This window comes from Wenyingzhuangia marina, assembly GCF_900130035.1.
Lineage (GTDB): Bacteria > Bacteroidota > Bacteroidia > Flavobacteriales > Flavobacteriaceae > Wenyingzhuangia > Wenyingzhuangia marina.
In genome coordinates, this window is the sequence record NZ_FQXQ01000004.1 from 1 (window position 1) to 21,897 (window position 21,897).

10 protein-coding genes and 2 tRNA genes are annotated in these 21,897 nt (G+C 32.3%); 7 read left to right on the top strand and 5 right to left on the bottom strand.

What is annotated here, in order from left to right:
• Positions 1-252: 252 nt before the first annotated feature.
• From katG to BUB70_RS09510, 4 genes are all read right to left on the bottom strand, one after another.
• Positions 253-2,421: a catalase/peroxidase HPI gene (gene katG, locus BUB70_RS09495; RefSeq protein WP_073120962.1), complete on the bottom strand. Its 2,169-nt coding sequence runs from the start codon at positions 2,419-2,421 to the stop codon at positions 253-255.
• A gap of 314 nt (positions 2,422-2,735) precedes the next feature.
• Positions 2,736-3,074: a cupin domain-containing protein gene (locus BUB70_RS09500; protein ID WP_073120964.1), complete on the bottom strand. Its 339-nt coding sequence runs from the start codon at positions 3,072-3,074 to the stop codon at positions 2,736-2,738.
• A gap of 219 nt (positions 3,075-3,293) precedes the next feature.
• The gene (gene odhB, locus BUB70_RS09505; RefSeq protein ID WP_073120966.1) at positions 3,294-4,514 is read right to left on the bottom strand and encodes a 2-oxoglutarate dehydrogenase complex dihydrolipoyllysine-residue succinyltransferase; all 1,221 of its coding nucleotides are present in this window, start codon (positions 4,512-4,514) and stop codon (positions 3,294-3,296) included.
• A 48-nt stretch (positions 4,515-4,562) separates the two neighbouring features.
• Positions 4,563-7,286 (bottom strand): 2-oxoglutarate dehydrogenase E1 component, encoded by a 2,724-nt coding sequence (locus BUB70_RS09510; RefSeq protein WP_073120968.1) that lies wholly within the window; start codon positions 7,284-7,286, stop codon positions 4,563-4,565.
• 217 nt (positions 7,287-7,503) lie between these two features.
• Between BUB70_RS09510 and BUB70_RS09515 the strand changes: the two genes are divergently transcribed.
• Positions 7,504-7,577 (top strand) — tRNA-Asn (locus BUB70_RS09515).
• A 67-nt stretch (positions 7,578-7,644) separates the two neighbouring features.
• Positions 7,645-7,721, top strand: a tRNA-Asn gene (locus BUB70_RS09520).
• Positions 7,722-7,766: 45 nt separating this feature from the next.
• Here BUB70_RS09520 and BUB70_RS09525 read toward each other — a convergent pair.
• Positions 7,767-10,253, bottom strand: coding sequence for a pectate lyase family protein (locus BUB70_RS09525; RefSeq protein ID WP_073120969.1), 2,487 nt, complete (start codon positions 10,251-10,253; stop codon positions 7,767-7,769).
• A 608-nt stretch (positions 10,254-10,861) separates the two neighbouring features.
• Here BUB70_RS09525 and BUB70_RS09530 point away from each other — a divergent pair.
• The 5 genes from BUB70_RS09530 (at position 10,862) to BUB70_RS09550 (ending at position 21,897) form a co-directional block, all read left to right on the top strand.
• Positions 10,862-16,852 carry a pectinesterase family protein gene (locus BUB70_RS09530; protein ID WP_200777492.1) on the top strand — a complete coding sequence of 1,997 codons (5,991 nt, stop codon included), beginning with the start codon at positions 10,862-10,864 and terminating at the stop codon, positions 16,850-16,852.
• 110 nt (positions 16,853-16,962) lie between these two features.
• A complete protein-coding gene (locus BUB70_RS09535) occupies positions 16,963-17,772 on the top strand; it encodes a T9SS type A sorting domain-containing protein (protein ID WP_073120973.1) in 810 nt (269 codons plus the stop codon).
• Between the two features lie 193 nt (positions 17,773-17,965).
• Complete coding sequence (locus BUB70_RS09540) at positions 17,966-19,108, top strand: sterol desaturase family protein (protein WP_073120974.1); 1,143 nt, start codon at positions 17,966-17,968, stop codon at positions 19,106-19,108.
• 41 nt (positions 19,109-19,149) lie between these two features.
• Positions 19,150-20,172, top strand: a complete 1,023-nt coding sequence (gene ruvB, locus BUB70_RS09545) for a Holliday junction branch migration DNA helicase RuvB (RefSeq protein ID WP_073120976.1) — start codon at positions 19,150-19,152, stop codon at positions 20,170-20,172.
• Between the two features lie 3 nt (positions 20,173-20,175).
• Positions 20,176-21,897: a SulP family inorganic anion transporter gene (locus tag BUB70_RS09550; protein WP_073120977.1), complete on the top strand. Its 1,722-nt coding sequence runs from the start codon at positions 20,176-20,178 to the stop codon at positions 21,895-21,897.

Consider the following 21,897-nt stretch of genomic DNA (forward strand, 5'->3'; position numbering starts at 1 on the left):
GCAATTGCTGGGAGAGTATGTCATCGCCTTTTTTTAGAAACCTCATTCATCTTTTTGAATGAGGTTTTTTTTTTGAACTATATTTTAATGAAGAAGAGTATCAGATAAATAAAGTTTAAAATAAATAAAAAGACTTCGTTATCTTGATTTAGCTCGATGATTTAAAATATATTTAGTTATTATCAGTAGAAATAAATTTATAAAAAAAGCATCTTAATTATTTTAAGATGCTTTTTTTAGTTTTATTGTTTACTATAAATCAAAACGATCTGCATTCATTACTTTAGCCCAAACTTTGACAAAGTCTTTAACAAACTTTTCTTTATGATCATCTTGTGCATATACTTCTGAATAGGATCTTAGAATAGAGTTAGATCCAAAAATTAAGTCTATACGCGTAGCAGTCCATTTAATTTTATTTGTTTTTCGGTCTCTAATTTCATACATATTTTTATCAACGGCTTTCCAAGTATTTGACATATCAGTTATGTTTACAAAAAAGTCATTGGTTAAAGTACCTTGCTTATCTGTTAAAACTCCATGTGTAGTATTCCCGTAATTTGTACCTATCACACGCATACCCCCTAATAAAACGGTCATTTCTGGAGCTGTCAATCCTAGAAGTTGAGCTTTGTCTACTAACATTTCTTCTGTACTTATATTGTCATCTTGTTTCTGAAAGTTTCTAAATCCATCAGCAGATGGTTCTAAAAATTCAAAAGACTCTACTTCTGTCATTTCTTGAGATGCATCCCCACGACCGACTTTAAAAGGTACTGTAATTTCATAACCAGCATTTTTTGCGGCCTTTTCAATTCCAATATTACCAGCTAATACAATCGTATCTGCTAGGCTTATATTAAATTCATTAGCTATAGGCTCTAAGATATTTAAAACTTTTTGTAATTTTTGAGGTTCATTTGCTTCCCAATTTTTTTGAGGTATTAAACGAATACGAGCTCCATTGGCACCACCACGCATATCTGATCCTCTGTACGTTCTAGCGCTATCCCAAGCAGTAGTAACCATTTCTGATATACTTAATCCTGAATTGGATATTTTTTCTTTTACTTTATTTACATCGTAATTTTTATTTCCTGCAGGGATAGGATCTTGCCATATTAAATCTTCAGAAGGAACATCAGGTCCAAAATATCTAGATTTAGGCCCCATATCACGATGTGTTAATTTAAACCAAGCACGTGCAAATGTCTCAGAGAAATATGCATGATCATTTTTAAACTTTTCACATATTTTACGATAAATAGGGTCTACTTTCATGGCCATGTCTGCATCTGTCATCATAGGCATTACTCGAATTGTAGGATTTTCAACATCAACAGGCTTGTGTTCATCTTTGATATTGATAGGCTCCCATTGATGTGCTCCAGCAGGACTTTTGGTTAATTGCCATTCATAGCCAAATAACAAATCAAAATAACCATTGTCCCATTTTGTAGGATTGGTTGTCCAGGCACCTTCAATACCACTGGTTACTGCATCACGACCTTTTCCTTTTCCGTTAGGGTTAGACCATCCAAAACCTTGTTCTTCTATACCAGCAGCTTCAGGTTCTGGTCCTAAAATACTTGCATCTCCATTTCCATGTGCTTTTCCTATGGTATGTCCACCTGCTGTTAGCGCTGCAGTTTCTTCATCGTTCATTGCCATACGAGCAAAAGTTTCACGAATGTGTAGCGCTGTCTTAGCAGGATCAGGATTCCCATTTACTCCTTCAGGATTTACATAAATTAATCCCATATGTACTGCTGCTAATGGCTTTTCCAGAGATGTAGGAGTTTCTAGGTCTTTATAACGATTTTCACTAGGTGCTAACCATTCTTTTTCTGCCCCCCAGTAAATGTCTTTTTCTGGATGCCAAATATCATTTCTACCAAAAGCAAAACCAAATGTTTTTAATCCTACACTTTCGTAAGCAATATTACCTGCAAGAATAATTAAATCTGCCCAGCTTATTTTATTACCATATTTCTTTTTGATAGGCCAAAGTAAACGTCTGGCTTTATCTAAACTAGCATTGTCTGGCCATGAGTTTAATGGGGCAAAACGTTGATTTCCTGTTGCTGCTCCTCCACGTCCATCAAAAGCTCTATAAGAACCTGCTGAATGCCATGCCATACGAACCATTAATCCAGCATAAGTACCCCAGTCTGCAGGCCACCAATCTTGACTGTCTGTCATTAAATCAGTAACATCTTTTTTAAGAGCCTTAACATCTAATTTTTTTAATTCTTCGTGATAATTAAAATCTTGACCAAGAGGATTGACTTTGACATCATGTTGATGTAAAATATCTAAATTTAACGTCTTTGGCCACCATTGATAAGATTTTTCACTAACGGTATTTCCTCCGTGAAAGGGACATTTAGAGATGTCTCCAGAAAAGTTATTATTATCCATAAGATTATATTTTTAATTATTTTTTCAAATCTATGTCTTTATTTTGAATTGTTTTCATCTATAGTTTTTATATTAAGATAGTTTTTGTTTATGGTTTTTTCAAGTTGTTTAGTTTTTCTTATAAGTTCTGAAATATTTATAAATAGAGCAAAAAATATTGATCAATAAAAGATCCTTTAAATTACTAAATAGTTATTGTAAATAATAAAGTACAAAAAAGCCGATTCTCTAATATTAGAATCGGCTTTTAATTTATATTCAATAATTTATTTTATAAATAGAGTTTCATTGGCTTGTTTTGAGCAATCAAAAAACTAATCAGTGGCTATACCAAAATAGATCCACGTAACGTCTTCTGAGTAATTATTCTGTTGCGAGTGGTTTTCATTAGGTTCTATGGTGATACAATCTCCAGCAACTGCTGTGATTTTTTTTTCATTAATGATAAAGTCTATTTTTCCTGTTTGGATATAAAATACTTCATACATAGTTTTGTGTAGATGTGTTTCCACTTTATCACCAGGTTTAAAAGTAGCTGAACCAAACATCATTAATTGGGGTATTTCTCCTTTTTCTATAAAGACTTTCTTTTTTACGTTAGCGTTATGATTGGTTAATATCTCTTGTAAAGAATTTGTGTGAGTAAGTTTCATATGGTGATAAAATGTATGTATAAAAGTAATATAATTTATACAGGAATTTTTTGCGTTAGGGATTGAGAGGTGTGTTTGAGCTCTTTTAAAAGGTTCTAGGCTTTGCTCGGACATCTTTTAAAAAGCGAGTAACGAAAGCCCGACCCTTTGGATAACGCCCAAAAAGAAAGAGCACCTTAAATGAATAAGATGCTCTTTTAATATTTAAAAAGTTTTAGACTATAATTCTAATGCTTTTTTAGGATTGTTGTTCATTAACAATTCAATTGGGTTTTCAATAGCTTCTTTAATAGCTACTAAGAAACCAACTGATTCACGACCATCTACAATTCTGTGATCGTAAGATAATGCCACGTACATGATTGGTTGAATAACCACTTGACCGTTTACTGCCATTGGACGCTCAACGATGTTGTGCATTCCTAAGATAGCAGATTGAGGAGGGTTGATGATTGGTGTAGACAACATAGATCCAAACACCCCACCGTTAGTGATTGTGAAAGTACCACCTGTCATTTCATCTACAGTAATTTGACCATCACGAGCTCTTAAAGCCAAACGTTTTACTTCTGCTTCAACTCCTCTAAAAGTTAAGTTTTCTGCATTTCTAATTACAGGAACCATTAATCCTTTAGGACCAGAAACTGCGATAGAAATATCTGCGAAATCATTTTTGATTTGGTAATCACCATCAATCATAGAATTTACATCAGGATACAATTCTAAAGCTCTAGTTACTGCTAAAGTAAAGAAAGACATAAATCCTAAACCAACTCCGTGTTTAGCCTTAAATTCTTCTTTATATTGATTACGTAAATCAAAAACAGGTTGCATGTTTACTTCGTTAAAAGTAGTTAACATTGCTGTTTCGTTTTTAACAGAAACCAAACGTTGTGCTACTTTTCTACGTAGCATAGACATTTTTTTACTTTCTGAAGCACGACTACCAGTAGCGGTTCCCATTGCAGGTACTGCGTTGATAGCATCTTCTTTAGTAACTCTACCGTCTTTACCAGTACCTTGAATAGCACCAGCTTCTATTCCTTTTTCGTCTAAAATCTTTTTAGCTGCAGGAGATGCACTTCCTGTAGCATAAGTTTGGTTTTCATTTTTAGGAGCGGCAGGAGCTTCTTCTGCAGGAGCTTCTTCTTTTTTAGCAGGCTCAGCTTTTTTCTCTGGAGCAGCTGCACCATCAGGTCTTGCAGCATCCATATCAATTAAACATACTACAGCACCAACGGCTACAGCATCACCTTCTTCTGCTTTTAAAGTGATAATTCCACTTTCTTCTGCAGGTAATTCTAAAGTTGCTTTATCAGAATCTACTTCAGCAATTGGTTGGTCTTTTTCTACATAATCACCATCTTCAACTAACCAAGTTGCGATTTCTACTTCTGTGATTGATTCTCCCGGAGAAGGGACTTTCATTTCTAAAACCATTAGATAATATTTTTGATGTTATTTGTTTATTTAGTGTGTGTTCTTTGTTTATGATTGAAATACTTTGTTAAGCACTTCTTGATGTCTCTTTTTAAATCTAGCACTAGATCCTGCAGCAGGAACAGAGTAGAATTTAAGTGAGGCTACGGTTAAAGGTACCAATTTAAAACGTTGTAACATGTATGACCATGCTCCCATATTTTCTGGTTCTTCTTGTGCCCATACAAATTCAACATCAGCAGGATAAGAATCTATTACAGCTTGAATTTTTTCTTCGTGTAAAGGGAACAATTGCTCTATACGTACCAAAGCAACAGTTTCATTATTTAAGTTTTCTCTTTCTTCTAACATATCGTAATAGAATTTACCAGAACAGAAAACTACTTTTTTAACGTTTGCTTTGTTGATGATAGTATCGTCAATTACTTCTTGGAAACCTCCATCAGCTAATTCTTCAATAGTATTTACAGCCTTTGGATGACGTAATAAACTCTTAGGCGTAAAAACTACTAATGGTTTACGGTGGTTACGTTTCATATGACGACGTAACAAGTGATACATGTTTGCTGGTTCTGTACAGTTAGCAATGGTCATGTTGTCATAATCACACAATTGTAAGTATCTTTCAATTCTTGCAGATGAGTGTTCTGATCCTTGTCCTTCGTAACCGTGAGGCAATAACATAACAATACCGTTTTGTAACTTCCATTTGTCTTCTGCAGCACAAATGTATTGGTCGAACATAATTTGAGCTCCGTTTCCAAAGTCACCAAATTGTGCTTCCCAAATAGTTAAGGTATTTGGATGAGCCATCGCATATCCATAGTCAAACCCTAAAACCCCGTATTCTGATAATAAAGAGTTGTAAATGGTCATTACCCCTTTGTTGTTTTTATTGGTATTTAATAAGTTGATTCTTTCTTCTGAAATTTCATCTCTTAAGATAGCGTGACGGTGGCTAAAAGTACCACGTTCTACATCTTGTCCAGAAATACGAACGTTAAATCCTTCTTCTAACAGAGAACCGTAGGCTAGGTTTTCTGCTGTTCCCCAATCTAATTGATTGTCTTCAAAAACCATTTTAGCACGGCTTTCAATAATACGCTGTGCTTTACGAACAAATTTTACTCCCTCAGGATTTTGAGAAATCACTCTAGTAATATCTTCTAATTTGTTTTTAGGATATGTAGTATTGATAGGAGCCAACATTTCTGCTAACCCTTCTCTAACAAAACCTTCCCATGTTTCTTCCATAAAAGGAATTACTTTAGAGGTTTCATCATTCTTAGCTTGTAAGAATTTATCTTCTAATAAATTCTTGTATTCATCTTGTAAACCTTGAGCATAAGCCTGATCTATACTGTTTTCAGCAATTAACTGATCTACATATATATCTCTTGGGTTTTTATGTTTTGCTATGTTTTTATATAATTGAGGTTGCGTAAATCTTGGCTCATCTCCTTCGTTATGTCCATATTTACGGTATCCTAATAAGTCGATAAAAATATCACGTTTGAATGTCATTCTAAATTCTAATGCCAATTCAATTGCATGACAAACAGCTTCTACATCATCAGCATTTACATGTAATACAGGTGATAAAGTTACTTTGGCAACATCTGTACAATAAGTACTAGAACGAGCATCTAAATAGTTGGTTGTAAATCCTACTTGGTTGTTGATAACTAAGTGTAAAGTACCTCCAGTTTTATAACCATTTAGTTTACTCATTTGAATTACTTCGTAAACGACTCCTTGACCAGCAACAGCAGCATCACCATGAATAATAATTGGTAAAATAGCTCCTTCATCACCATTATAAAGGGTATCAATTTTAGCTCTTGCAACTCCTTGGGCAACAGGACCAACAGTTTCTAGGTGAGATGGATTAGGTAATAAGTTCATTCTCATTTCTGAACCATCTTGATAGGTTTTACTGCGAGTTAATCCCATGTGGTATTTAACATCTCCATCAATGTTTTCTTCATCAAAATCTTTTCCTTCAAATTCAGAGAATAAATCACGAACAGGCTTTTTAAAGATGTTTGTTAAAGTGTTTAAACGACCACGGTGAGCCATTCCCAACACACATTCTTTAACATTGTATTTTTCTGCAGCTGTTTTTAATGCAGTTGCTAAAGCAGGAATAACAGTTTCACCACCTTCTACAGAGAAACGTTTTTGACCTACATATTTTGTTTGTAAAAAGTTTTCGAACCCAACAGCTTGTGTTAACTTTTTAAGGATGTATTTTTTTTGATCTACGTTAAAATCTGCTTGATTGGCATTTTTGTTCAATCTGTTTTGCCACCATTTGATTTCTTCAGGTTGACGAATATACATGTATTCGATACCAATTGAATCGCAATAAATTTCTTTTAATCTATTAACAATAGCCTCTAATGTTGCCGAACCAATACCAATAACTTCACCAGCACTAAAAACAGTTTGTAAATCGTCTTTAGATAATCCAAAGTTTTCAATCTCGAGTTTAGGTTCGTAATGTCTACGCTCTCTTACAGGGTTCGTTTTGGTAAATAAATGCCCTCTAGTTCTGTAACCATTAATTAATTCAAGAACTAAAAACTCTTTTTTAACTTCTTGTGGTACTTTAATATTGGTTTCATCTTCGTATAATTCATTTGCTAAATCATACCCTTGAAAAAAACTTTTCCAACTTGGCTCAATACTGTCTGGACTTTTTTGATATTGCTCATATAGGTCAGCAATAAATCCTGTGTGAGCAGCATTAAGAAAAGAAAATTTATCCATGTTATATATGTGTTGTCTTATATTTGATGTTCGTTGTCGAATAAGCAAAAATAATTAAATTGTTGCTTTCACAAATCTTTATTTCATATAATGTAAGAAATCAGTAATATTCTAACAAATTGTTTTTTTTTGTTTTTTTTGAAAAAAATTATGTGAGATTTAGAAAAAGATATATATTTGCAACCGCAAAAAGGAAATGTTGTCGCTATAAGCAAATTCCTCCTTAGCTCAGTTGGTTAGAGCATCTGACTGTTAATCAGAGGGTCCTAGGTTCGAGCCCTAGAGGGGGAGCAAGCAACACTAGTTAAGTCTAGAATTTTCAAAAAGCACTAAGGCATATTTTTCCATTCATGGAAATTCCTCCTTAGCTCAGTTGGTTAGAGCATCTGACTGTTAATCAGAGGGTCCTAGGTTCGAGCCCTAGAGGGGGAGCCAAAAACGCTATCACAATATTGTGATAGCGTTTTTTTTATGCTTTTTTTAATTCTTTAAAATGATTTGTCTATAAATTCCTTTATTTGTTTTAACAGATAAAAAATATCCCCCACTATTTAAATAGTTAACATCTATAAATTTAGAGTTTCCCTTGATGCTTTTGACTAAAGATCCTAACATGTTTAAGATTTGAATCTCTTCTATATCTAAACTAGTATCTATCTGTAATAAGTTTGTTACTGGGTTGGGGTATAGGTTAATTTTAGGTAAGTTTTTGGTGTTTTTAAACGCTAACGTGTTGTATGTTGTTTTGATGTAAAAAAGATTTGTAATATTGTTCTTTGTAATATTATGTGTTCCTGGGGCAATGTCTGTAATGGTAACGATTCCATTAGAAGCTGAGTAATCAATACCGTCTAGTTTAATTTTCCCAGAAAAGGTAGTGTCAAAAACTAAAGTTAAGCTAGAGGTTTCTGTTGTTGTATAAGTAATGTTTGTAGAGGATTCTATTTTTAAACGTTTAGTTAAAGTTAAGCCATTGTAGTTAGCAGATCCATCAGTAGAGTTTATGTTTCCTGTGATAGTGTAGAAATCACTTGTTTTTGCTGAAGTCGTAAAATTGTGAACTAAATCTCCTTCAACTATTGTGGTTAGACTAATAGTTCCAGATTTAGAGACTGGAGTTCCAGTATTCCCACTAGTAGTAATTGTATAAGAAATATCTGCAGTAGGAGTACCAGAAATAGTTACTGTTTTTGCCGAATGATCTTTTACAAAATCAATTCCTGAAGCAGGAATTCCTGTAACGCTAACATCAGTAGCATCACCACCCCATGTAAAAATAATTGGATCTATGGAGGTTTCCTCTAGAACAGATTGGTCTTCATTGCTTGATGTAATTGTTAAAGTTTGACTACTTGGTGGTTCACTGATTCCCTGAATACAAACTAGATTTGTTTTATATGAAGTTAGAGCTTGTTTTAAGCCTGTGTTAACATTTGAAGAAGTATCATCAATACTATTATTAAATATCCATGTAAAATCACCTCCTTTTAATCTACCAGCATATTGCATTACTTTTGTTTTTGCTTCTTCTGCTGTATCAACGGTATATGTATAATCTAAACTACCATTGGTGTCAAAATTATTATAAAGATTACTTCCTTTTTTTGATATGATAGTATTAGGTATTATTTCGTTTTTAGTACTTGTTACAATAGCATCAAATTCAGTCGTGTTATCGTTATAGTTACTGTCTCCGTAGGCAACAAATCTTTTTTGACCTATGATTGTATTTCCGTATGCTTTTATTGATCCTCCATCTTCTCCTGAAAATGTTGGATACCCATAAAAGAGATCAGTTCCTTGTAAAGAGGTGAGCATTGGGTATTTACAGTTTCTGAAATAATTGTTTTCAGAAAAAACGGAAGATCCTAAAGTTGAACCAATCCCGTATTTTGAATTACCATCGTAATAATTATTGTAAATATGAGCAGAATAATAACGTACACGAGGATGACGTGAGTCGGAGTGGTCGTACCAATTGTGATGATAGGTAATAAATAAACCTTCATTTGTTCCCTCACTAAGTCCTAATAAATTTGATTTACCAGAATCCCAAAAGTGATTGTATGAAAATGTTACATATGTTGATTTTTTACAATCTAATGCACCATCTCCTTTGGCTTGATCGGCATCACCTCCTGCATCACCATAAAAGAAATCTACGTTATGTACCCAAATATGATTGTTGTTTTGTTGCAAACCAATATTATCCCCCTCACCACTATTACAATTCATAATACCAATATTTCTAATTTCAATATTTGATGCATTTTTTATTCGAATTCCCCATCCATCGGCTACAGCATCATTTCCAACTCCTTCTAACGTAATATGACTGTTGATGTTTTGATCATTTTCAATAACAATATCTCCATTTAATAAATAAGAAGGATCTGTAATTTGTCCAATCATTCTAATAATTAATGGGCGAGTATCTTTTCCTTTCTTAAATCCATCAAGAATGTCTTGTACACCAACACTAGTTGGTGTACTTGCTCCTGTTACATTAAGTTCAATGGTGTTTTTAGTTTCTTCAGTAATGTATAAAATTACGGCATCAGATTGTGGCGTTCCATCTAAATTATAAGCTCCTGCAATTCTATTATTTGAAAAAGCAAAACCAGCTCTGTCATGTGGAATTACATTTATTGAAGAGCTTATTGTGGCAGTTGCTTCTACACCATTTATTACAGGAGCGATTGATATGGTGTAGCTACCAGATTTCAGTCCTAAAATATCAGCTCGATAAGTACCATTATTATAACATCGTATTAATTCTGTGTCAATTTTTTGATGTGTAATTCCTTCACCTGTAAAGTATACATTGTAGCTTGTTGCTTCAGAGACAGATTGCCATTTAATGTAAGCTGATTCAAATGAGCCTCCAAATTCATCAATTTTAATGGATTGTGAACTTAAATGAAAAGATATGAGCAAGATGAATAGATATATTATTTTTTTCTGCATTATTTTATTTTTACGTAATCGATTACACTAATTTATATTTTTTTTAATAAAATAAGGTTTATTGTCTTACTTTTTTATTTTGATGAATGTCTTGTTGTAGATGTTGATTTTAAAGGTTTTTTTAATTTTTTTCGATTTTTTTTCTGAGATATCTCATGTTTTTATGAATTAAACACGAAATAAAAGGCACAAATCTTAGTAAGTTGAATACAATCGATTACATTTTTATGACTTGTTGATAGTCAAAATAATAGTATATTAGGTTAATCGATTACATTTTTACGAAATTCTTAGTTTTATTGTTTATTTTTTTATTTATTTACAAAAAAAACAGTAAGTGTATAAAAATATATTAGCGTGTGAATTGAAAAATTACTCTTAAAAAAATAACCAAGTTATATTTAAAATAATTGATTCTTTTCATAGAAAAATGTTTTCTGTTTTTCAAGTATTAATCTAATTCTATATCTATAAAAATAGGATAATAAAGATTATTGCTAATAGCATTTAATGGTTTCCTAACTAGTATTTTTTAGAAAATAAAATTTATTTAGAGTGGATGATTAAAAACTTTACTAAACTAATTAATTAAACAAAATTTAATAATAATGAAAAAAACATCCTTTTTTCTGTTATTGTCCATGCTCTTTTTTTTGCATTGGGCTCAAGGTCAGGTCTCTAATTCAGTTGTTTATGATTTTAGAGATGGAACTATAATTTCCAATCAGCAAAGTACTGATGCAAAATTAACTTTAGGAGGGAATTATTCATATCATGGAGCTCAGTATGGGCTTGCGATGAAAGTTGATGGAACAATATCTATTTCTTTAGATGGAAGTTCAACAATAAGATTTCTAGGTTCGAATTATTCAGGATTAAATGTGAAAGGAACTGCAACGATTGATGGTGACTTAGGAATTCAGGTTGCAAAAGTAGCTAATGATTTAACCGATACTTTTGATTTTGTATATTCTGGACCAGCAGCAACAATAACATTTGCTACACTTGCAGGTACTGGTAACGACCTTTATTTGCCGTCTATTGAAGTTATTCCTGCTCAATTGGGTAAAGATTTTACAACTGCCGAAGCAAATGTTATATATAATTTTGATTTAAGAGATAATAGTATTTATGCTAGTGGTTCGGGAAATCATGTAGAGTCAGGACTGATTGTTATTGACTCTGGTAATAGTAATGCATTAAGTTTAAATGGTTCACAACATGGAATCACTTTTAAAGATGGTAATACTATTACATTACAGGTAGCAGGTAATAGTAAAATTAGAGTCGCTACTGATCAATATTCTTCAGGTGCAATTAGTGCAACAAGTACAACAGGTGTATTTGATATAGCTTCTCAAAATAATATTGGAACAACTTATAGTGATGGAGTACAAACGTGGGTAGATTTTTTATACGTAGGAACAGAAGGTACTATAGTGTTAGAGCATGTAGATGGAGGAACAGCATATTTACCCTACATACAAATTGCCCCAGTACCATATGAGGTTTCATTAAGTTCATATGTGCAAAAATCAGGAATTGTTTCGTTAGGTGGTGTTGATATCACTCTTACTTCTGGACTTACACCAGCAGATAACGCCATGATTACAGTTAGTGAAGGTATTGTTATTTCTGAATCTAAAAATAGTGGAAAAGTAGCAATTAATTTAGAGGGAGCTAATTTATCAACCATTACTCCAGTAGTTTCTGGAGATATTGCTTCAGCAGTAATTAATGAAAATGAACTTAAAATCACTTTTGTTAACGAATCTACTGATCCTAAAACCTTTACTATTATATTACATGATAATGGTGTGTTAAGTAATGTTGTTTCTTACGATTTTAGAGATGGAACCATTATAAGTGCAGGGCAAAGTATTGACAATAAATTACTTTTAGGAGGAAATTATTCACATCATGGAACTCAATATGGGCTTTCTATGAAAGTTAACGGTACAATCAGCCTAGATGTTGATGGAAGTTCTACTATTAGGTTTTTAGGTTCTAAATATTCTGGTTTAGATGTAAAAGGTACAGCTAGTTCAGATGGAGATTTAGGAATTCAAGTAAGTAAAGTAGTAAATGATTTATCAGATACTTTTGATATTATTTATTCAGGACCAGCAACTACTTTAACATTTACTACAGTTGCAGGATCAGGAAATGATTTATATCTACCATTAATACAAGTTATTCCTTCTCAGTCAGGAGTGGCCTATGCTTCAGCGGAAATTAACATTCCTTATTATTATGATTTTAGAGATAATACTATTGTACCTAGTGGAGCACCTGGAAATGTTATAATAGAAAAAGGATTGATTAAAATAGAATCAGGACCTTCAAATGCATATGCATATCACGGAACCCAGCATGGAGTAACTCTTAAAGATGGAAACATCATTACACTTCAAGTATCTGGTAATAGTAAAATTAGAATAGCTTCTGATCAGTATTCTGGAGGAACTATTAATTTATCGAGTACAACAGGAGCTTTTGATACTTCATCACAAAGTAATAATACGGGAACTACATATAGTGATATGAATCCAACATATATAGACTTTACATATATTGGAGAGGAAGGAACAGTGATGATTACTAATACAGGTGGTACCAGTTATCTACCTTTAATTGAAGTATTACCAATTGTTTACGAAATGAGCTTAACTCCGTGGAAGAAAAGAACAGGTACAATAACTATTAATGGAAGTCAAATTGATTTTGCATCGGGTACTGAGGCTAGCGAAACAGCAATGGTTAATATTAATAATGGTACAGTGTTTAGCAGTACAAATACGGAAGCTTCAATTGAAATTGATTTAGGAGGTGCAGACTTATCGTCTTTTACACCAATAGTATCTGGTGATATTATATCAACATCGATAGATGGAAACATACTTACGATAAACTTTACAGATGATGGAAATGACCCAAAGTCATATATTTTTAATATTTCAGACAGTGGAACAATTGTAGACGCAACACCAGGAGAAACCTATATCTATAGTTTTGCAGATGGTTCGGAAATGCCACAAACTAGTTATACATCTTTAAGGTACAATACATTCAAAACAAGTGATGGAATTGTTACTATGAATAGTAATACTGCAGAAGAGTCTGGGCAGTTTGGTTTTCATGATGCAACCCATGGAGGTGTCTTTTTCCCAGGAAATTCATTTGATATTATTGTTGCAGGTAATGCTACTGTTACTTTTATTGTAGATCAATATGGTTCTGCAACAGATGCCATTTTGGAATTTAAAGATATTAATGGTAACGTAATAGGAAATATTCCAGCTCAAAATATTACAGAAGCAATTGATGGTGTTCCGATGAATTTTAGTTATACAGGAGGAGCAGGTAAAATTACAGCAACAATATTAAGTGAGGAATATCCTAGTGCCGAAATTTATTTACATGGAATGTCTTTGGAAAATGCAGCAACTATTGAAACTTCTAATGGGAAAATTGATGTATGGGATTTTGGTGCAGAGCAATTAGATTCACAATTATATAACAACAAATTAGATGAAGATAAAATTAACGCTTGGTACAGTGCTTCTATTCAAGTGGGGAGTTCAGCATCATCAAACACTTTACCTTCATGGTCAGAAGGGATATTAAGTTGGGTAGGAGGAACAAATGACCGTTTAAGAACAAACAATACAAATTTAACTCGTTATGATGAAAATTTAAGTAGTGTTGAGGGATATAACGGAAGAATTTACGTAAATGGTGCAGGTGCTATTGGAAGATATATGAGTCTTACATTAAGTGAGGATGATGAAGTGTCAATAGCAATGTCCACACAAAATGGAAATGGGAGTATTCACTTTACTTATGTTGCAGATCCAGAAGTTCAAGATGATGTAGTAAGTGTAAAAACAAATAGCGAGATTTCAATTGTTAAATTTGTTGCAAAAAATGCTGGTTCCTACCGTATATATGATAGTGTAGATAAACCGAGTTACTTTAGAATTGAAAGAAATGATGCAGTATATAAAACTTTAACAGGTAATGTTGATATAAGTCAAGCAGATGGGATTTCTAATAATTATGGAATTACATTTACTAATGAGGCAGGTAAGACATGGTCTGTGTTTCCATCAAATGGAGTTTATAGTATAAATTTACCACAGGGATATAACTATAATTTAAGCTTAAAAGATGCAAATGGTTATGTAATTAGTACTTCTAATTCAATTTTACTAGAAGAAGTTACAGGTTCATTAGATATAAATATTGAACGAGTAGAATTATATACAGTAAGTGGGAGTATTACTGGTCTTGGATCTAATATTTCTAATGCTGTTATAACTTATACTACAGATACACATGCAAATAAAATATTTGTTCCAGAAATAGTGATTGACGTTGAAAATTCAACTTACACAGTTCAATTAGAACCAAATACGGAGTATACAATCAGTGCAAAAGGGGTTAATGATTATGAAATATTAGCAAATACAATAACTATTGGAGCGGCTAATGAATCTACAGATATAGATTTTTCTAAAAAAATGTTATATGATGTAATAATCAATGCACCGGGTTTAAGTGCAACACAGTTGAGTAAACTTGAACTAACATTTTCTAATTTAAATGAATTGGGGTATGAATATCATTTTACAGATGTTACAAATATAGCATTAAGAGATGGAGTTTATACTATTGATTATTCTGGGTTAGATGAGTATCCAATTACCTTAGTATTAACATCAAACACAACTATATTAGGAAAAGATGTTTCAAAAGATTTAGAATTTAGTCCAGTAACAAATTGGAGTTTTGATGATAAAGAAATTTTGAATACTGATACACATTATAAAGGATTGGTGTTATCTGGTATTAAAAATGAAAAGGCAAAAGGTCATATAATAGGTTCTAACGAAAGTTCTATAGAGGTTCCATTAAGTCCAGGACAAAAAATGATTGTGACTTATTACTATGCTGCAGAATTTACCATTAATGGAGGAGAAACAATTATAACATCAAGTGGTAGTACTTCTTCTATGGAGTTTGTTGAATATGTTTATGAAGGAAATACTGCCGGAACAGTAACTATTTTATGTTCAGGATCAAGCTCATCTTATTTAACAAATATAGAAGTGAAACCAGTGGTTGCTTTTAATTCATTAATTACAGTAGGAATAGGTAAGGATTACGAAACTATTAATGAAGCGTTAAATACAATTGCAGAGATGAATCGTCCAAATAATGAGCGTGTCACAGTAATGATAGATCCAGGTAATTATGAAGAAATGGTAGTAATTAATAATCCAAATATAACATTTAAAAATGCTTCGGCTACACCAAGTATAGACTTGTTAAATAAAGGGGTTGATATTGATGCTAATGCAGTAAGAATTACATCATACTATGGAACAGGATATAATTATTATAGTCAGGATACAAATAACAAATGGAGTGCTAAAGCTTTGGAGGTAAACACTGAAAATGGTTATCAATTATATGAAAATAAATCGGGAACCACTAATGCTTCATATTGGTGTGCTACTATGGTTATTTTAAGTGATGGATTTATTGCAGATAATATTATTATTGAAAACTCATTTAATCAATACATTTCTAAAAAAGAATCTGAAGATATCGTATTGACAACTAATGCATCTCCAAGTGGTGGAGAAAGACCAAAAACATATGGAGATACATCGGTTCAAAATAGAGATTTAGGATATGTTGAAAGAGCAGCTGCTATTGGTGTGGTTGGAGATAAAACAATTTTAAATAATTGTCGTATTGTAGGTCGTCAAGATTCTTTTTATGGCCAGCACAATTCAAGGATTGTTGTATATAAAGGAGCTATAATGGGGGCTGTAGATTATTTGTTTGGAGGCATGGTTGCGGTATTTTATCAATCAGATTTAGTGCTAAACACGAGTGATGCTAGTAGTGATGTTGCTTATATAACAGCAGCACAACATTCAGGAGGTAGAGGTTATTTAATGTATGAATGTAATATTAGATCTGCTGAGCCAGGTATTGAAACTGCATCAATTAATTATGGTAAGCCTGGTTATTTTGGTCGTCCTTGGGCAGCTACTACTAGTGAAGTTGTATTTTATAACACAAAAATAGCTAGTTCTCAAAATCCATTATATAATGGACAGTCTATGATTTTTAAAGAAGGTTGGAATAATACTTTAGGCGGTGAATCTCAGTTTATGTATGAATATGGTACTATTGAAGAAGCATCGGGTGTTAATAATCTTGCAACTAGAGCTTCCTGGTCTACGGTTTTAACAACACCTGTCTTAGAAGATAATACAGAAATTACACCTTTTAGTTTTACCAAAGGAAATGACGGTTGGGATCCAATTAATCAGCTTGATTTTTTAAGTATAGAGTCTTTAACCAATAAAGAAAATAGTGTTGATGTAAAAGCATATAATGATAGAGTGTATATAAGTCATGTAAATTCTAAAACTAAAATTAAAGTATACAGTATTACAGGAGTGTTAATAAAGTCCTTAAGTACCATGATTGATACTGAATTTAATCTTCAAAAAGGATTTTATATTATAGTATTAGAAAACGTAGAAGGAAAAAAAATCACTAAAATTTTGATGAATTAAAAAAGCAATACATTATAAATTTAGGAAGGAGATACCTAATTATGAGTATTTCCTTCTTAATGATCAAGAAAAAAAATAGTGAATTAGATTAATAATAAAAATTAAAAAAGATGAAAAAAAAATTACTTATTCTATTATTAGTTACTAGTTTTTGTAACATAAATGGACAAAACAAAATTTGGGATTTTGGAGGAGATGTTAACTATACTAGTGCAACGCAAATTGCCATGTGGCCAGTAGAAGCTTATAATGCTGCAGAAGGTGCAACAGTAGTAAAAGATGGTTTGACTTTGGTTGGAGATAGTTCAGGCGATCAATTCGGACAAATAGAAAATTCTGGGGGAAAAACATGGGATGCAGGTACAGATGATGAATATAAAGCAATTAATCGTTTTAAATTTAATGGAGGATCAGCACCAGTAGATTTTATGCCTAGTTACAGCTATTTATCATTTCCAGTTACAGGGCCTGTAGATGTTAAGGTATGGTTTAGGTCTGGAAGTAGTAGTGCAAATCGAACACTATACATCTCTGATGGTACAATTTTATTAAATTCTTTTGATGCGGTTGTGGATAATACAGATCCGGAAACAATTACGGCTAGCTATACCGGTACAGGGGGAATAATTTATATTTATACATCTAACTCTTTTAACTTGTATAAAATAGAGGTAAAAGAATCAACTCTTGGGTTAGAGTTTAATGATGTGATAAAGACTAATGTTAAGGTGGTTGATAATCAGGTTTATATTTCAGAAGTAGATACGGATACTGAGGTTAATATTTATAGTGTTACAGGTGCACTAGTAAAAAAAATACAAACAGGTAAAGATGTAGATTTTACAATGAAATCAGGCTTATGGATTGTTGAGGTTAAAACAGATAAAGGAATTAAGTCTTTAAAATTGGTAATAGAGTAACTAAAAAATGCAGAAAAAATAAAAAAACACCGTCAAGAAGCCTTGACGGTGTTTTTTTATTTAATTACAAATTTAATTAAGAATGTATAAAATTGTTAGTAAAACAATTTTAATAGACTAAGAAAATTCTAAACATATATTAGCGAGTTATTACTATATAGTTTTTTATTTTTGTTTCCTAAAAAAGAAAAGAATGAAAGAAGAAATTTCTTTAATGCCTAAGAATGACAATGCGGGGTTATTTATTGTCATTTCAATTGTGATGTTTGTTTTGGCTACAGAATATATTGTTGCTAGAAGAAAAGGAAAAAAGATTTTTAGGTTTGAAAACACCATTGCTAACATTTCTATGGGAATTTTTGATAGGATTGCAGGAGTTTTTATGGTACCTGTTATCTTTTTTTTCTATCATTATTTACATGAGTATTTTGCCATTTTTACAATTCCACAAACGACTACTTGGTTTTTAGTAGCTGTATTAGTTTCTGATATTGTTTGGTATTTTTATCATTTATCAGGTCATCGAATTAATCTTTTTTGGGGATCTCATATTATTCATCATCAAAGTGAAGATTACAACTATAGTGTAGCTTTTAACTTAACCCCTTTTCAGGTTTTTATTAGAATTATGTTTTGGTCTATCATGCCTATTATTGGTTTTTCTGCCGAAGTAGTTTTGGGAACACATGCTGTTCTAGGTTTGTATCAATTTTTATTACATACTCCTTTAATTCCAAAGCTTGGAATTATAGAAGAATTTATGGTAACGCCATCACATCACAGAGTGCATCATGGTAGTAATCCAGAATATTTGGATAAAAACTATGGTGGAATATTCATTATTTGGGATAGGTTGTTTGGTACTTTTCAAAGGGAGGAAAAAGAGGTGAAATATGGTATTACTATGGATATTAACTCCAGAGATTTTGTGACAGGAGTTTTTCATTATTATGCCAACTTACTTTATATGATGAAGCAAATGCCAACCATAGGAGGAAAGTTAAACGTCTTGTTTAAAGGGCCTGATTGGGTACCTACAACTGGAGCATTAGAGCATTTACCATTATATGTAGAAAAAGGTTCTTATCAATACAAAACCTATTCTTTGGCAGAGAAAGTATATATTATTGGTAATATTGTTTTAGTAGCTTTGGTACTGTGTACCATGTCTTATAAAATTACAGAGATTCCAAGTTTTGGTTTAGAGGTGATGACTTTTTATATGTTAGTAACTCTGGTATCTATAGGAAGGTTAATAGAAAAGCAATCAGTAAAATATATCGAAATATTTAAATATTTAGTGGTTCTTGCATACGTATTGTATTCATTTATTTAATTGCTGCTGAAAGCTTATATTTGCTTTTAGAATAGCAAGACATGAACGAAAACCTAAATCCAGACAATACAAATTTTTCTAACGATGAACTTGATGTAGAGAAAAAGTTAAGACCTCTGTCTTTTGATGATTTTACAGGCCAAGAACAAGCGATAGAAAATCTTAAAATATTTGTAGAAGCAGCTAATATACGAGGTGAGGCATTGGATCATACTTTGTTTCATGGACCTCCAGGATTAGGGAAAACCACTTTGGCTCATATTTTAGCAAATGAGTTAAATGCTGGAATTAAAGTGACTTCAGGTCCTGTATTAGACAAACCAGGAGATTTAGCAGGATTGTTAACAGGTTTAGATGAACGTGATGTTTTGTTTATTGATGAAATCCATCGGTTGAGTCCTATTGTAGAAGAGTATTTATACTCGGCAATGGAAGATTTTAAAATCGATATTATGATAGAGTCTGGACCCAATGCTAGAACGGTACAGATTAATTTAGAACCATTTACCTTAATAGGAGCGACTACTCGTTCAGGATTATTAACAGCACCTATGCGTGCTCGTTTCGGGATTTCAAGTAGATTACAATACTACGATACAGAATTGTTAAGTACTATTGTACAACGTAGTGCTCAGATTTTAAAAGTACCTATTAGTATGGAAGCTGCTATTGAGATAGCAGGGAGAAGTAGAGGAACTCCTCGTATTGCCAATGCTTTGTTACGTAGGGTAAGAGATTTTGCTCAAATTAAAGGGGATGGAACCATTACTGTTGAAATAGCTAAGTATGGTTTAAAAGCTTTAAATGTAGATGCTTTTGGTTTAGATGAAATGGATAACAAGATTTTAACAACTATTATTCAGAAATTTAAAGGAGGGCCAGTTGGAATTAGTACTTTGGCAACAGCAGTGAGTGAAAATGCCGAAACTATTGAAGAGGTTTACGAACCGTTTTTAATTCAGCAAGGATTTATTATTAGAACTCCCAGAGGTAGAGAGGTAACAGATTTGGCTTATAAACACCTAGAGATTTCAAAACCTAGAAGTCAAGGAGAATTGTTTTAAGCTATGAAAAATATATTTCCCATATTAGAATGGTTGCCAAAATATTCTAAAGAAAAATTAAAAGCAGATATTATTGGTGGTTTAACCGTGGGAATTGTATTAATTCCACAAGGAATTGCTTATGCTTTAATTGCAGGTTTACCACCTATTTATGGATTATACAGTGCCTTGTTGCCTCAAATAATGTATGTAATTTTTGGAACCTCACAACGTGTGGCTGTAGGACCTGTTGCTATGGATTCTTTAATTGTAGCTGCGGGTATTTCTACTTTGGCTGTGGCTGGAACAGAGGCCTATATTTCTCTAGCTATATTACTCGCTTTTATGGTGGGGCTTTTTCAGTTTGTATTAGGAATTGGGAAATTAGGATTCATTGTTAATTTTTTATCAAAACCCGTTATAAGTGGTTTTAGTTCAGGGGTTGCCTTAATGATTGGAGTGAATCAACTAAAAAATTTAACAGGAATTAACATTCCTAGAAGTAGCCACTTACAAGCGATTGTTTATTCCTTTTTTAAGAATTTTCAAGATTTAGAAATTCAAACATTTGCAGTAGGAGGAATTGCTATTGCAGTGTTGTTTACGGTTAAATCTATTAAAACCAAAATACCGGGACCTTTGTTGGTAGTGATATTAGGAATTTTGATTTTACATTTTTTCCACGATACTTTATCACAGGTGAGTGTGTTAAAAGAAATTCCATCAGGATTACCTTCTTTTAAAATGCCAACGTTTACTTTTAAAATGATGGCAGATGTATTTCCTATTGCGGTTACTTTGGCGGTCATAGATTTTTTAGAAACGATATCCATAGGAAAATCATTAGAGCAAAGTACAGATGATACAATTATTCAACCTAATAAAGAATTGGTTGCTTTAGGAATGATGAATATGGTAGGGGCAATGTTTAAATCTTATCCAACAAAAGCAAGTTTTTCTAGGTCGGCAGTAAATGATGAGGCGGGTTCTAAAACCGCATTGGCAGGGCTATTTTCAGTAATGGTTATTGTTATTGTATTACTTTTTTTAACCTCTTATTTTTATTATTTGCCTAAAGCTGTTTTAGCTGCTATTATTATGGTATCAATTATAAAATTGTTAGATTATAAAGAAGCAATAAGGTTATGGAGCTTAAACAAAAGTGATTTTTGGATGCTAGTAGCTACCTTTTCAGGAACTGTATTTTTAGGAATAAAAGAGGGGATTGTAATAGGAGTTGTATTGTCTTTAATGATGTTAATTGCTAGAACATCAAGACCACATGTAGCTGTTTTAGGAAGAATTCCAAATACAAATATTTTTAGAAATACAGATAGATTTGAAGAAGTAGAGATAGACGAAGAAATTTTAATTATAAGATTTGATGCCCGTGTTTACTTTGCCAATGCCAATTATTTTAGCGAAGTTTTACAAAACAATGTAAAGCGAAAAGGAGCTACTTTAAAGTTAATTTTATTGGATTGTGAATGTATTAATGGAGTAGATAGTACAGCAATACAAATGATAGATGCTGATATTGAGTTTTATAAAGACAAAGGAATAGAAGTATTCTTTTCTAATGTAAAAGGACCTGTTAGAGACATGCTTACCAAAAGTGGAATTGTTGATAAATTAGGGAAGCAAAAATTCTTCATTAATAACAATGATGCTGTTACTTATTTTAAAACAGGAAAATTAGATAGAAATGAAGACTTGACCAATTATATTGGTCAAGCCAACATTTAA